The sequence below is a fragment of the Pseudomonas sp. NFX183 genome (assembly GCF_047943075.1).
GTDB lineage: Bacteria > Pseudomonadota > Gammaproteobacteria > Pseudomonadales > Pseudomonadaceae > Aquipseudomonas.
Genome location: NZ_CP181333.1, coordinates 4,376,339 through 4,389,857 on the forward strand (window position 1 = coordinate 4,376,339; position 13,519 = coordinate 4,389,857).

General features: G+C 50.7%; 14 protein-coding genes and 3 tRNA genes. 9 read left to right on the top strand and 8 right to left on the bottom strand.

Features of this window, described 5'->3' with window-relative positions:
- Positions 1-46: 46 nt before the first annotated feature.
- A tRNA-Asp gene (locus ACM530_RS20485) sits at positions 47-123 on the top strand.
- 105 nt (positions 124-228) lie between these two features.
- Positions 229-305, top strand: a tRNA-Asp gene (locus tag ACM530_RS20490).
- Between the two features lie 158 nt (positions 306-463).
- On the opposite strand, the gene ACM530_RS20495 is transcribed toward ACM530_RS20490, so the two are convergent.
- Positions 464-1,747 carry an NAD(P)/FAD-dependent oxidoreductase gene (locus ACM530_RS20495; RefSeq protein ID WP_106576691.1) on the bottom strand — a complete coding sequence of 428 codons (1,284 nt, stop codon included), beginning with the start codon at positions 1,745-1,747 and terminating at the stop codon, positions 464-466.
- 184 nt (positions 1,748-1,931) lie between these two features.
- Here ACM530_RS20495 and ACM530_RS20500 point away from each other — a divergent pair.
- A tRNA-Val gene (locus ACM530_RS20500) sits at positions 1,932-2,008 on the top strand.
- 241 nt (positions 2,009-2,249) lie between these two features.
- Positions 2,250-2,672 carry a hypothetical protein gene (locus tag ACM530_RS20505; RefSeq protein ID WP_416363002.1) on the top strand — a complete coding sequence of 141 codons (423 nt, stop codon included), beginning with the start codon at positions 2,250-2,252 and terminating at the stop codon, positions 2,670-2,672.
- Positions 2,673-2,740: 68 nt separating this feature from the next.
- On the opposite strand, the gene ACM530_RS20510 is transcribed toward ACM530_RS20505, so the two are convergent.
- The gene (locus ACM530_RS20510) at positions 2,741-3,496 is read right to left on the bottom strand and encodes a hypothetical protein (RefSeq protein WP_416363003.1); all 756 of its coding nucleotides are present in this window, start codon (positions 3,494-3,496) and stop codon (positions 2,741-2,743) included.
- Between the two features lie 114 nt (positions 3,497-3,610).
- Here ACM530_RS20510 and ACM530_RS20515 point away from each other — a divergent pair, with 114 nt between their 5' ends.
- The 4 genes from ACM530_RS20515 (at position 3,611) to ACM530_RS20530 (ending at position 7,508) form a co-directional block, all read left to right on the top strand.
- A complete protein-coding gene (locus tag ACM530_RS20515; RefSeq protein WP_416363004.1) occupies positions 3,611-4,042 on the top strand; it encodes a hypothetical protein in 432 nt (143 codons plus the stop codon).
- 769 nt (positions 4,043-4,811) lie between these two features.
- Positions 4,812-5,063 carry a hypothetical protein gene (locus ACM530_RS20520; RefSeq protein ID WP_416363005.1) on the top strand — a complete coding sequence of 84 codons (252 nt, stop codon included), beginning with the start codon at positions 4,812-4,814 and terminating at the stop codon, positions 5,061-5,063.
- A 75-nt stretch (positions 5,064-5,138) separates the two neighbouring features.
- Complete coding sequence (locus tag ACM530_RS20525) at positions 5,139-6,269, top strand: reverse transcriptase family protein (protein ID WP_416363006.1); 1,131 nt, start codon at positions 5,139-5,141, stop codon at positions 6,267-6,269.
- Between the two features lie 447 nt (positions 6,270-6,716).
- Positions 6,717-7,508, top strand: a complete 792-nt coding sequence (locus ACM530_RS20530; protein WP_416363007.1) for a hypothetical protein — start codon at positions 6,717-6,719, stop codon at positions 7,506-7,508.
- Between the two features lie 324 nt (positions 7,509-7,832).
- On the opposite strand, the gene ACM530_RS20535 is transcribed toward ACM530_RS20530, so the two are convergent.
- A complete protein-coding gene (locus ACM530_RS20535) occupies positions 7,833-8,585 on the bottom strand; it encodes a recombinase family protein (protein ID WP_416363008.1) in 753 nt (250 codons plus the stop codon).
- A gap of 176 nt (positions 8,586-8,761) precedes the next feature.
- Here ACM530_RS20535 and ACM530_RS20540 point away from each other — a divergent pair.
- Positions 8,762-9,912 (top strand): IS3 family transposase gene (locus ACM530_RS20540; RefSeq protein WP_104502081.1). Its coding sequence is split into 2 segments (ribosomal slippage): positions 8,762-8,996 and positions 8,996-9,912, totalling 1,152 coding nucleotides; the frame shifts between segments, so codons are not numbered across the junction.
- Positions 9,913-10,553: 641 nt separating this feature from the next.
- Here the strand turns inward: ACM530_RS20540 and ACM530_RS20545 are convergent.
- The 5 genes from ACM530_RS20545 to ACM530_RS20565 all read right to left on the bottom strand — a co-directional run bounded on the left by ACM530_RS20545 (position 10,554) and on the right by ACM530_RS20565 (position 13,233).
- The gene (locus ACM530_RS20545) at positions 10,554-11,336 is read right to left on the bottom strand and encodes a helix-turn-helix domain-containing protein (RefSeq protein WP_416363009.1); all 783 of its coding nucleotides are present in this window, start codon (positions 11,334-11,336) and stop codon (positions 10,554-10,556) included.
- Between the two features lie 420 nt (positions 11,337-11,756).
- Complete coding sequence (locus tag ACM530_RS20550) at positions 11,757-12,236, bottom strand: hypothetical protein (protein ID WP_416363010.1); 480 nt, start codon at positions 12,234-12,236, stop codon at positions 11,757-11,759.
- Entirely contained in the window at positions 12,229-12,465 is a 237-nt protein-coding gene (locus tag ACM530_RS20555; RefSeq protein ID WP_416363011.1) for a hypothetical protein, read from the bottom strand. Before ACM530_RS20555 ends, ACM530_RS20550 begins: the two co-directional genes overlap by 8 nt.
- Positions 12,452-12,655: a hypothetical protein gene (locus tag ACM530_RS20560; protein ID WP_416363012.1), complete on the bottom strand. Its 204-nt coding sequence runs from the start codon at positions 12,653-12,655 to the stop codon at positions 12,452-12,454. The genes ACM530_RS20555 and ACM530_RS20560 overlap by 14 nt, the downstream gene beginning before the upstream one ends.
- Before the next feature lie 164 nt (positions 12,656-12,819).
- Positions 12,820-13,233 (bottom strand): hypothetical protein, encoded by a 414-nt coding sequence (locus ACM530_RS20565; RefSeq protein WP_416363013.1) that lies wholly within the window; start codon positions 13,231-13,233, stop codon positions 12,820-12,822.
- Positions 13,234-13,519: the final 286 nt, after the last annotated feature.

The window sequence follows — 13,519 nt, forward strand, 5'->3', positions numbered from 1 at the left end:
AGTTTTGCCCTAGGGCAAGACGCAACGTTAAAGGTTGCACCGACGCGCAGCGGTAGTTCAGTCGGTTAGAATACCGGCCTGTCACGCCGGGGGTCGCGGGTTCGAGTCCCGTCCGCTGCGCCATATTTTCCAGGTTCGACATGTCGAGCTTGAGATTGAACAGCCCAGGCTGATCGATCAGATGTTTAAAGACGGTTGAGGGTTTACGCTCAGCTGGTCAAGCGATACGCAGCGGTAGTTCAGTCGGTTAGAATACCGGCCTGTCACGCCGGGGGTCGCGGGTTCGAGTCCCGTCCGCTGCGCCATATCTGCCTCAAGGCCCACTGAACGCCTTGAAGCACAAAGAAAGCCTTTGGCTGACTTTGATCCGATAGCAAAGACCCTGGTCGAAAGACCGGGGTTTTTTGTTTCTGCGATTTGGCTTTCTGCTGCAAGAGCCGGTAAGCCGGCTCCCACTGCGTACTCAGAACCCCAGTTTGTCCCGCAACCCGTAATACCAGGCGCCCAGCGCCGCAAACGGCGTGCGCAGCAGTTGCCCGCCTGGGAACGGGTAGTGCGGCAGGTCGGCAAACGCATCAAAACGCTCCGCCTGACCTCTCAGTGCCTCCGCCAGCACCTTGCCTGCCAGGTGCGTGTACGTCACGCCATGGCCGCTGCAGCCTTGTGAGTAATAGATGTTGTCGCCCAGACGACCCACCTGCGGCAAGCGCGACAGGGTCAGCAGGAAATTGCCGGTCCAGGCGTAATCGATTTTCACGTCCTTGAGTTGCGGGAAGGCCTTGAGCATCTTCGGGCGGATGATCGCTTCGATGTTGGCCGGGTCACGTGCGCCGTACACCACGCCGCCGCCGAAGATCAGGCGCTTGTCGCGGGTGAGGCGGTAGTAGTCGAGCAAGTAGTTGCAGTCTTCGACGCAATAATCCTGGGGCAGCAGCGTCTTGGCCAGTTCATCACCCAGCGGTGCCGTGGTGATGACTTGCGTGCCGCAAGGCATCGATTTGGCCGCCAGCTCCGGCACCAGGTTCCCCAGGTAAGCGTTGCCCGCGACGATGATGAACTTGGCCCTGACCTTGCCTTCGGCGGTGTGCACCACCGGGTTCGCGCCGCGCTCGATGCGCACCGCGGCCGATTGCTCGTAGATCGTGCCGCCCAGGGATTCAACGGCAGCCGCTTCGCCCAGTGCGAGGTTGAGTGGGTGAATGTGCCCGCCGCTCATGTCGAGCAAGCCGCCGACATAGTTGTCACAGGCCACCACTTCGCGGATACGGCGTTCGTCCAGCAACTCGAGTTGCGTATGCCCGTAGCGTTCCCACAAGCGTTTCTGCGATTCCAGGTGGCCCATGTGTTTGCTGTTGAGGGCGGCGAACACACCGCCATCCTTCAAGTCGCACTGGATCTGATATTTTGCCACGCGCTCGCGAATGATCCTGCCGCCCTCAAACGCCATTTGCCCCAGCAGCTGCGCTTGCTTGGGGCCGACGCTGCGCTCGATCACATCGATGTCGCGGCTGTAGCTGTTGACGATTTGCCCGCCGTTACGGCCCGACGCACCAAACCCCACCTTGGCGGCTTCCAGCACGGTGACGCGAAAACCGTTCTCCAGCAGAAACAGCGCGCTGGAAAGGCCGGTGTAGCCGGCGCCAATCACACACACATCGGTTTCGACGTCACCTTGCAGTACCGGGCGAGGCGGAACCGCATTCGCGGACGCGGCGTAATACGACTGGGGGTAGGGGGTGTTCGCCATCCTGGAACCTCTGTTTTATATTTTTTACGAGTGCGCCGATCCTACCTGAGTTGAAAATTGCCTGCCAGCCACCCGAAAATCACCGGTGCACTCGGCGCAAATAAATAATTCGCATATTCATAGGGTTAGCTGCAAAAAAGATGTTGACACCCCTCCGGAATTCCGTAGAATGCCGCCTCACAGCAGGCACGTAGCTCAGTTGGTTAGAGCACCACCTTGACATGGTGGGGGTCGTTGGTTCGAGTCCAATCGCGCCTACCAAACAAAATCCGCTCTGCTGGGCGGTCTAGAAGGGCTCACCGAAAGGTGGGCCCTTTTTTGTTGTCTGAATTTCCTACAGAACGTTCACAAAATATCGGGTTCGTTCACACTAGGCAATGTGAACGCCGTTGATCGGTCGTCTTGGAGTACGGCGAAGCGCTTGAATTCCGGTGGTAGGTGCTGGCAAGACGGTCCGACCTAGATGCGGTAAGCTTGATCATCGCTCACAAGGATGTATCGCATGAAGCCACCCTCTGATCTCAAGATTCTCAACGTTATCTACAAGCTGTACTACGAAGAGTTTAAGAACTTCGCGCAGGAGTCCGACGTTCAAAACGGGCGGGTGAGTAAAATCCATGTTCCCATCGACTGCAAGATGATTGCTAGGGAGTTGGGCGTGGATAGCGACATCGTTTTTGGAAGGCTCTACTACCACTTGGAGCAGAAGTACGGCTACAAAAGAGATGATGCTAGTAAGGTCGTATTCTTCTCGTTGGGTGTTGGTCCTGACAGGCACTGCGTGAACTTCCCGCTTCTTGCGTCTGTGTTGGCAGGGCTGCAAGAGGAAAGCAGTAAATTCAAATGGGCGACCGTGCTTTCCGGATTAGCCGTCGTAATCTCAATCGTAGTGCCAGTGGTTGGCGCCCTGCTGGACAAGCCATAAGCAAGGTTGAAGAACGTACCTGTATAATATTAAAACGCTATATCGGCACTTGTATAACCCCAGTTAAATCAATTGGTTAGCCCTGCACATGATTGGGCAAGGTGAGGCAGCGTAGTGGTGAAGAAATTCATGTCACACCACTTCCACAAGGCAAAGCCTGTGCTGATACCGCCCAAAAGCAGAGGAGCGATGTAGTTAGTAAACCATGGGGTCACGAACGCACCTATGACTATGGTTAAGGCTTTTACCGGCCAAGTCACTGCTGCATTTGGCTCGTAAGGTAGAGAGATGTAGGTAGGGAACAGAGACCACTCCCCCTTTTCCATGTACTTGTACCCTACGCGGAGATTCATGGCGGTACGCTGTCCACGGGATAGCTGGTGCAGCTCTGGTGTTTCTGGCCCGTTGTGCCTCCGTTCTTCTTCCAAGGTGTCACGGCCAGTAGCACGTCCACCGTACCAAGTGACCTTCATTTTTTCAGATGCGGTGTGCGATGAAGCGAAGGTTACCTTCGCGAACTGAGCCAGCTCACGACGCCTTATTTTGCTGCCGAACCAAACCAAAGTAGTGTCGTAAAGGTTGTTCATCGACTCGTCGAAGTACAAGCCGTTACGCGGTATGTGTTGGTAGAGCCGAAACCAGAAATACGCATTGAGGGCTGCAAGCACCAGCCAGACACTCTCAGTACGCTGGTGAAGTTTGATCTCGTTGCCCATCAGCTTGAACTGTGTGAGGTCGGCCCCGAAATACCAGAGCGCCAACACCAGCGCCGAATACGTGAGCAGGAAGCCACGCGCCTTCTTGAAATCCCCTTCATCATCCATCGTAAGCACCACGTCCCATTGAATGGGAGGATGCTAGCAGTTCTCCCTGCGTGATGGCACATAGACGGCATCGCCGTTAGACTGAACACCTACGCAAGCCGGGAGCAACGAAACATGGAGAGGATCAACGAAAGGATCGAGCTGTTGACCAGCATGCATAAGGAGGCGGCAAACAAGCTGGATTATTTCATTCTCGGTGCAACGCTGGCGATCTGTGCCTACCTTGCCCAAACAAACCCGTACGCTAGGGTTGGTATCAACACAGAGACTTTCTTAATGGTCTCACTTCTCATCTTCGCCACTAGTGCCATTTGCGGCTTCAAGCGCATTGAGTCAAACGTCACGTCCCTAGGATTAAATATTGTTGCTCTCCAGCAAACTGACCCGGTTTATCGTGAATACTTCATTGCTCGGCTCAAAGAGAGGAGGGCGCCCTCTCGCTACTACCTTGCACGTAACTACTTGTTGATGCTGGGCTTGCTCGCTTATCTCGCTACGAAGGTATGGGCCACATATCAAAGCACTGGCTGGATACTCGTGAGCTGATCTGCATCTTGCTCGCCACTGAATTAGGATCGCAACTCGATGGGCGATTGTTCTCATCCAGCCAGAAATAATCTTGACCAACCCTGCCCCGCTGAATTTTTTTGATGTCCATCAAGGGTGATTGAGTGTGGCTGTGGTGATGGGGTCTGCGTTCATATCAAGTCGTTTCAGTGCGGGGGTGATGTTGCCGAGTGTGGCTGGTGGGGCGTCTTATATAGTTAAATACTTGATTATAAATGTTTTTATAGCAAATAATCTCAAAGTGCTTTCGCGCTTCCTTCGCTCGTAATGGCATATCGACATATCTTGTTGCCAAGCGACTTGGCGTGGGGTATAAAGAAGTCGCTGGACGTACCGTCCAGGTGCTCTTTAAACATGGTGAATATTCTCTGGGCTTGCAGTTGGTGGTCGGGAAACTGACCGGCTTTGGTGTTCTTCAAAGCTACCTCTCCGCAACGACTCAGTCCCCTAGGTCGTCCTATGTGTATGCCCTATGCTTGAGCCGCGCGTCATCGAGGTGTTCCGCGTTAGCGTTTGCTTTATGCGCTGGCGAAGTGTTCCTCGTTAACGTAAAGCTGTTCGGTTTTCGCAATTGGTATGTGTTGACAGATGAATTCTATGGTGACGAAGTTTTGGGCGGCGACGGCTTATCGATATTGATAAATCAATATCAATAAGCAGAACTGTGGTTTGTAGTGGTGTCTTGGAAGTTCCATTCGGCCCGGAATGCTTTGGCGGCGGCAATTTCGCCGGCGAAGGAGCTACAACCATGCGTAAGAAGAAAGCAGTCCGTTCTCGGACTATTCTGAAAAAGCACAATATCCAAGACACCCGCGTTACAGTTGAAAGTGAGCGTTCTCATAGCAGCGAAGGTAGAAGCAGTCGGTTGAAACGAATCCGCAATGCGGTGGAGGGGCTTCTGATTCGCCAAGCGCTTTTGGAGATCTGGGAACGTAATCAGGAGTACTGGGATGGAGCCTACGACGTCGTAGGTAAAATCCTTGAGGTTATTTTCTCATGACGCAACAAATCACATCATTCGAATTCTGAAAGGCCGATCTGAGTATCGGCCTTTCTTCATTTTAGGGATCGGAATATGGACGCTCCTACATACCCCTTCAAACCGATTCACAGTATTCAGGCATTAGCCTTGGCGCTGGGCGAGAGCGAGCGTTTGCTAGAGCGCCTTGCGATCCGTGCTGATCGAATGTACCGCCATGTACCTCAAGAGAAGAAAGGTAAGAAACGTGATACTTATGATGCGCACGAGCCACTCAAGCGGGTTCAGCGAAAGCTCGTTGACCGGGTGTTATCCAAAGCGATCTTCCCCGCTTATCTTCACGGAGGCATAAGGGACCTTAAGTCCCCACGGAGCATTCATAGCAATGCGACTGTGCATGCCGGAGCAAGGTTCGTCATCCTCCAAGATATCCGTAACTTCTACCCGTCCATATTGAAAAACCACGTTGATGCCTTATTTCGTGGGCTCTTCGGATTTGGAGCGAGTGTAGCGGCGTTACTGTCGTCAATTTGCACTCGCGATGGAAGCACTCCCCAAGGTGCTAGTACGAGCGGCTACATAGCCAACCTGATTTTCTGGGATGTTGAACCGAAGATTGTGGGGGACCTCTGGGATCGAGGCTTCCAGTACTCTCGATTCGCTGACGATATCACTATTTCATGTGGTCGCGAGCCGTCGTCGAACGAGCTTTCCGGCATTGTTTCAACCATCACAGGGATGTTGGCTGCTAAAGGTTGTCATCAGAAACGCACAAAGCTCCACATGCGTGTTCGTGGACAGGGCATCAAGACTGATGACGCTATTTTCCAGCCGCTGACGGTAACAGGGTTGAGCGTCTTCAATAGCACTCCAAGCCTAACCAAGTTGGAACGAAAGCGTATACGTTCAGCGGTCAGGGAAATAGAAGTGATGAGCGAGTCGATGTCGAACTGGGTTGTCCTTGAACCGATGTATCACCGTGCGATGGGGCGGGTAGGAAGACTTCTGGCGTGCGGTCATCCAGACGGCGAGGCATTAAAGGCTCGCCTCAATGTGGTTAAACGGTCGTACCAAACGCCGCTGCTCGAACGGTATCAGCAAACAATCACCGCATGCTTGGTTACAGCGGCTGATTCCCTCGGTAGCGCTCCTTTCTGTCCTGATCAGTCAGCGGAGCGAAACGGCTCTTTACTTTGGGAGAGTTGCCACCCATCACCCACGGATTGAGCCGGGTCATATATCAGAACACTGTTTGTACATGCATATTTGGCGTGTGGTCTTATGGAGAATGATTTCATCGATGACAGTGGTTTGAGCTGGAGGCTGCATACCTACGAAGAGATGCTGAAACGCCAGTGCATCCTGCTGTGTTCTGAAATCGAAACGACACGCCGCGACTTATGGAAGGCCACCAGAATATTGCCAAGCCGGTCATCATGCATAGGTATGGTTCGATTGAGCTTGCTGCACTGAAGGTCCAATATGAATACCTACGATGGCCCCTAGGTGACGTGTACCTGCGCGAGAGCGAGCGGAAAGTTGCGCGGATGAGCTACCAATATGAGGAGCGCACCAACCGGAGCAATATCGACTCTAGGCCAGCGGAGTGACGTGATGGCAGTCAGCCACAACAGTCGGTAAGCTCACAAGTTCACTTCAAAAGGAATGACTGCAATGAGCATCTATGGTGTGGAAGAGTTTCTGATGCGGGCAAGGAAATTTATCACAGCCGGGGACGAGAACTCTCTACGCCATGCTTGCCTAGAGCTTCGGTTCTGCCTTGAGCGTATCGTTTATAAAAAACTCAGCCATATTGGCGAGCAGCTTCCTTTATCGGTTTATCAAACTTGGCAGCCTCCGAAGGCAATGAAGCTCTTGCTGAGCTTCGAACCTCGTGCAGATCAAGATGCGTCGCTTGATATCTGCCTGAATACTGTTGATGGTCAACCGTCTGGGGAATGGCTCTCTCTCGGCGATTACAAAATGTTTACCGCCAAGTGGTTGAATAAGCACTACAACAAGCTCGGGAAGTTTTTGCACATGACTTCGCTTTCTGAAGCTGGCGCCCCTCCAGAAATCACCGCACCCATGATTGAGTCAATTGCGGATGAGATTGAGCGAGTGGCTACTGCTAGCGCCGTAATAACGATGAATTCGGTCACCACACTGAAGTGTGATCTCTGCAATTCGGATATGTACGCCAGTCAAGCTCAAATCGCCGACGAGGGGGAGATCGAGTGCTATCAAGACCAGTGTAGGGCAAGGTATTTTATTCAGAAGGTGGATGAGGACAGGTTCAGGCTTGATCGGGCAGGGTTGTTTTCTATTCCGTGTAAAGGTTGCGGACAGCGTTTGGCTTTGGAAACAGTCAGCCATGATGAAGTGAAAGTTTGCGTTGGGTGCGGACACAGGCATTTATTCCGCTGGAGTTATGCCAGTCTTCCAGAGACTACTGTTGCCAGTTAATGACCATCGGTACCGCAGCCCCCCCCATGAAAATCTTCTCGGTGGGCACGCCGTAGTTGTAGACCAGCCAACCCCCGAGTCTCGAAATTCGGGAAGTAGGTGCGGGTTGGATATTGGTCTGATGGGTTTGACGGTCTTGAATTCTGGCGGGGGCGTCCATCTACAGATTCGCCAAATCCGATTAGAGTTGGCACGGATGAATGGCCATGAGAGCTGCTGTGAGCTTGTCTTGGCGGTTTTGAGTGATTGTGATCAGTAACTACAGAAGTGCTTGTACTGGGTCAAAGTTGTGACGAGTTGTCACTTGATCGGCTCAGTAGAATGCTACAGAGCGTCTCCTTTCGAAGGGAGTGTGAGGGCCAGGTTCTGCATCACCCGACTCACTTGGGTAGGAGACCATTTCCCTCCCCGGCAGGTGGTGATGCCTTTGCCATTCAGGCAGTCAGCCACCTGTTGCAATGTTCTGGCACCTTTTAGAATGCACAAATCAATGGGATCACGTACCGACTCGCTGAAGGAGTTTACGCGCTCTTGAATGGCTTCGTTGGCCTTCGCCCTGTTGGCATCCGTACGACCTTTCTCCAGTGCCTCGGTGCGACGAGCCACCTTCTGTTGTGCCTGCTGATCCCCTGCAATTGATCGTGCCTTGAGCGCTGCCAGAGCCTCCTTGGTACGGCTCGCAATGAATGAGCGTTCCTGTTCTGCCAGTGCTGCAAATAAGTGGAGCTGAAACTTGTCTGCCTGTGGCATGGTTGCCACTTTGAAGTCCATAGCTTCATCCAGCAGACGGGCTATGTGGTGAACAGAGCGAGAGAGACGGTCAAGCTTAGCTACAATCAATTTCGCCTTTGCCTGCTTGCACAGTGCTAAAGCTTTGGCGCCCTCAGGGCGATCTTCAATCGCCAGCTTGCCCGAAACAACGTCCACGAACTCGCCAACAATGTTCCAGTTATTTTGTGTGGCAGCACGGTTGATGTACTCCCGTTGAGCCTCCAGACCCAAACCACTCTCACCCTGTCCTTGGCTGGACACTCGGCAGTAAGCAACTACGTCGATTGGGGTGGTGTGCTGGCTCATGGCTTTTGCTCTCTGAAGAGTGGGTGAGAGCAACTATAACTAATCCTGAACGGTCGTTCTAGGTTTGTAATATTTTTTGTTCGACTAATTTCTATTACCGAAGCTTGAGAATACTGAATCGCCCCTAGTTTCGTAGACACCTCCAAGCCTTAAAATGAGGCCCATTAGGAGGTGCCATGAGCAACCAGCGTTATCCCGAAGAATTCAAAATCCAGGCGGTCAAGCAAGTGACCGAAAAGCAGCTTCCTGTCTCGGAGGTGGCTGCACGATTGGGTGTGTCTGTGCACAGCCTCTATGCCTGGGTTAAGCGCTACACCAAGCCTCAGGAACAGCGCGTTGAGGAGGATGATCAGAGCGCTGAGGTTCGTCGTCTACGTGCCGAGCTGAAACGGGTGACGGAGGAGCGAGACATCTTAAAAAAGGCCGCCGCGTACTTTGCCAAGGAGTGCGGCTGAAGTACGCCTTTATTAAGCAGCAAGCGGGTCATTACGCGATTCGACGGCTTTGCCTGACGCTCAAGGTTCATCCCAGCGGCTACTACGCGTGGCTATCAGAACCAAAATCTGCGCGAGCCAAGGACGATCAGCGACTGCTTGGATTGATCAAACACTCCTGGCTGGAAAGCGGTGGCGTTTATGGCTATCGAAAGATCCATGATGACCTGCGAGAGGTTGGTGAGAGCTGTGGCCGTCACCGGGTGGCTAGGTTGATGCGCCTTGAAGGTTTACGTTCTCAGACTGGGTATCGACGGAGGCCTGGAAAATACGGCGGTAAGCCAGCCGTTGCCTCACCGAACTTACTGAAGCGCCAATTCGATGTCAGAGAACCCAACAAAGTTTGGGTCACAGACATTACCTACATCCGAACATATGAAGGCTGGCTGTATTTGGCCGTGGTGCTCGATCTGTTTTCACGCCAGATCATTGGTTGGTCAATGAAGTCGCAGATGACCAGCGACGTAGCCATTGATGCACTGCTGATGGCGGTTTGGAGACGTAAGCCGAAGCAAGAGGTGATGATCCACTCGGATCAAGGCAGTCAGTACAGCAGCTCAGACTGGCGAAGCTTCTTGAAAGCTAACAACCTGGTAGCCAGCATGAGTCGTCGAGGTAATTGCCACGACAACGCTGTGGCGGAGAGCTTTTTCCAGTTGCTGAAGCGGGAACGGATCAAGCGTAAAATCTACACTACACGCCAGGATGCTCGAGATGATGTGTTCGATTACATCGAGATGTTTTACAACCCAAAACGACGCCACAGTTTCAACAATCAGCTGTCACCGGTAGAGTTTGAAAAGCGTTACGCAGCGAGCCTTGAGAGTGTCTAGAAAACCCGGGGCGATTCATTGAGTATGGCGGGCTACTTGTAAAAATCAGTGTTTGCGACCATGTTAGTCTTTCATCTGGAATTGAAAGGGAATGATTGCAACCTGATACCGCTCCTGATAAATGTCGAGTGTCTAGAAGTTTTTGGGTTCTTCGTCAACACTGTGTGAAGTCAATGTGCGATACTTGTTCGCTGTTGCTCTTCTCCGTGAATGCTCATCGAGTCTATTTCTGTGTGTACACACAGGAGATGGCTATCATGCCTGATTGATAATCAGAAATGACTGATAAAGTTTTTAATTCTTCAATACAATCAGTGTCCGCGAGTGAGCCGGTAGGCGAATGCTTTTCAGAAGAGAGGAGAAGCGAAGCCCCTCTCGCTCTTGATCTTCCTTCTGAGTTTGCTCAGAATATATTCTCTGTCGTTACGACAGAACAGTTATTCTTTAAGACCATGTTTTTTGATTTGAGGGATCTTGTCCCTCTCTTCTATTTACTTTCTTTAGGAAATATCTAAGGGGTATTCCCCTTAAAGAGAACATCTCTAACACACCTATACTTTGGACAATCTCCAAACAAGAAAGAAGCGTCGTTTCGCTTTGCTTCACTCTATATACATGCGGCCGATATTCCCCCCCCCCCCTCACGCGGCCCGGTCGTCACGCCACCTGCGAATGGTTTTGGCGCTGACACCGGCTTCACGTTCGATAGCTTTGACGGCCTTACCCTGTTCTAGTAGCTGGTGAACGAGCTCTCGCTTGGGCAGAGCAACCACAACAGCACCCATATATTTATTAGGATACTGCCGTTCATATTCTTCAGCGGTAGCATATTCGGTAAGCGTGCGCAGATCGCGATGCAGCTTGGCGAGCTCCTCAGGACTTGGTGTAATCAGCTCGTCCGAGCCTTCCCACTGGCACGGCTTGCGAGGCGGCTCGATACCATCCATTTCATATCGTAGCGAATCCGGGCGACATTTCATCATGCGAGGAATTGCAAGTTCAGCGGCTTTCACATAACGGCGTGCATGGCGCTCTTTAAGGCCGAGAAATTCTTCAATCGCTTCGTTGGTGATCTCTGGCAGCCATTCAAGGACGGTGATGATCCGTCGTACGCTTAGCGGTTTGGAAATACCACCTTTACCGATTTTTCGGTCATGCCAATCAAGTCGTGCGATGCCTTCGATGATGTCCATGGCGAACAATGGATAAGCTTTCTTCCTATCATCACAGAGAGACATCAGATGGCCAGAAAATGGGTTTGATATAGTTTTTGGTGGGCGTCGGGCGACTTTGTCTGGATTCGGCTTTTTGGGTTTAATCGGTTTCAGCTTTTTTGCGAGCCATTGATCAGCGTTGGCGCCAATTCTGTTGCTTAAGGCATCAAGTTGTAGGTTTGTTAAAAGTTTTGGGCTTGGTGCTTCCATAGTCAGTCTCCAGTTTAGTTTTATTTCATAGGCATTCCTCTTGGGTAGCTGCCAGTTGGTTTCGGTGAATCACAGGCGGTAAGAGTCACTCGCGTTTCCGTCTGAATTGAATGGAATCATTTTAGAAAAAGTGCGTCAAGCGTCTTTCTTTTTCTAAGCAAAAAACAGTTTTCTAAAGGAAAAATAAGCATCTAAATGAAATTCTCGTTGCTCACAGCTGGAGCTAAATTTTGTGATAGGCCATCCCGGTTTCTAGCTATCTAAAGCATAAGCATGCTTTAAATGAGGTGCAAAAGCCCCGCACAGACTGGTTAATCTGCTGGGGCCATCGTTGGTTAGGTTGCATGAGCACGCTCTGTAAAGCCGTTATGGGGGCTTTTTGCAGGTATCGCTTGCAGCGTCTGTCACTGGATCACTGGATCACCCCGGAATGACAAGTGGGGAATATGTGTCACTCACCTCTTTGTCGATTTCTAACAGTCGCTTGTTGCGAGCATCAACAACCTTCTTCTGCTCTTTCGCTTCCGATGCTTGGATAAGCTGTTGACGTAGCAAGTCTTGATATCGAACGTGTTCAGCTTGCAGGAATTCAACATACTCAGCTTTGACTCGAATTCGAATTACACCAATATCTTCTTGCTGTCTTTCTTCTGGCTTGATCATCCAGCACGAATGATTAAGTGCATCGTGTGTAACACCTTGATTACGAGCTACTGTATAGCCCTCTGCTACTTTCGAAGCTACCAACTCAAGAAAGTCATGAGGAAGTGGTGACCGTACATGTTCCATGCACTGGGTAGTACCTCGGTAGACATTTACCCATCCGTCAGCGCGGGCTTCGTATTCAGCATCGTCCCACTTAGGTGGAGTTCCTTTTATAGTAATCTTTGAATTAGTCATTTTTAATTTTCCTTTTGTGGATCAGTGCAATCATGTTTTGCACCATGGTTTGTTTATATTGTTCATCGCTAAGTTTCTTGGTTGTAACATTGGTGGTGATCACATAGTTGTTGTCATCAGCCTTATCTGCAACTTGTGCTTCTTGCATTGTTTGTTGTTGCATTGCACGTCGTCGCTCAAATGCCTTTGTGATTCCTCTGCCGACATAATCCAAACTACTGCTGCTCATTTGAATTCTCCTGCGCTTCATGTAGCGCTGATAATCCGTATTCAGTGGTCAAACGATCAATCACGTCAGTATTACGTCGAACTTCAATCTTGTCACCAACTGAAATCGCTGATTGTTTCAAGTGAGTGAAGTGCACAATTTGTTTGATAGCAAGGTGTTTACTAAGATCAATATCATTTTTGATATTCATTGTTTATCCTTTTGTGGTTTTTTGTGTATAAAGGTATCAGGCATACGGTTAAAAACGGCATTTCAATTCATATGAATCAAGGCGTGTAAGGGGGACGAAAACGCCAACTTAGGCTAGGGTGTCAAGTGGCGTTTATTGAGGGTATAAACGCCTTGCAGAAGCTCTCATCGGTATTTGTCTAGGTACGCTTTGGCGGCGACGGCGCCCGTGTTGAATACATCTGAAAGGTCATGATGGTTACCACCTGGGTTGTTGATGATCCAACGTTGAATGCTGAACAAACGATCATCTTGCACCGGTGTTAGCTCTTTACGAATTCTAGTGGCAACAAGTTTTATCTTGCCCTGCTTACCTTTACTGATTTGTTCCATGAAAGAAGGACAGGCGGCCATCAACTCTCCGACTGTAACCTGTACACCATTGCGGTGTGATTTGGTTGCCTGTTTGTAGTAACGACTCAACACTGTGGTTGAAACAGGATGAAAATCGTGATGTTCATCTGGTGTCGGTGTATGAGATGTTATGATTGCTTTCAGAATCAACTGGGATGGTTTGTGGATGGCTAAGTAGCTAGGCATTGATTTTCCTTATTTGATTATGTTCTACCCTCTGACTTGGTTAAAGTGTTTTAGGATTGATGGGGTTAGATATTTGCAGCTTTTTTCGCGTCAGCACGACGTAGATTGTTCGTGACCGTGGTCAGTAGCACCTGTAGGCAATGCTGATGATTTTTATGCCCGGTCCGGCGCATTAGTGCTTCTAGTTGGAAAACAGCCTGTTCATTGAGGAATACCTTCATTGTGAAAGCTCCAAGTCTTTAGTTAGACGGCCATGCACGTACTTGTTAATAGACGCGCCAGATGC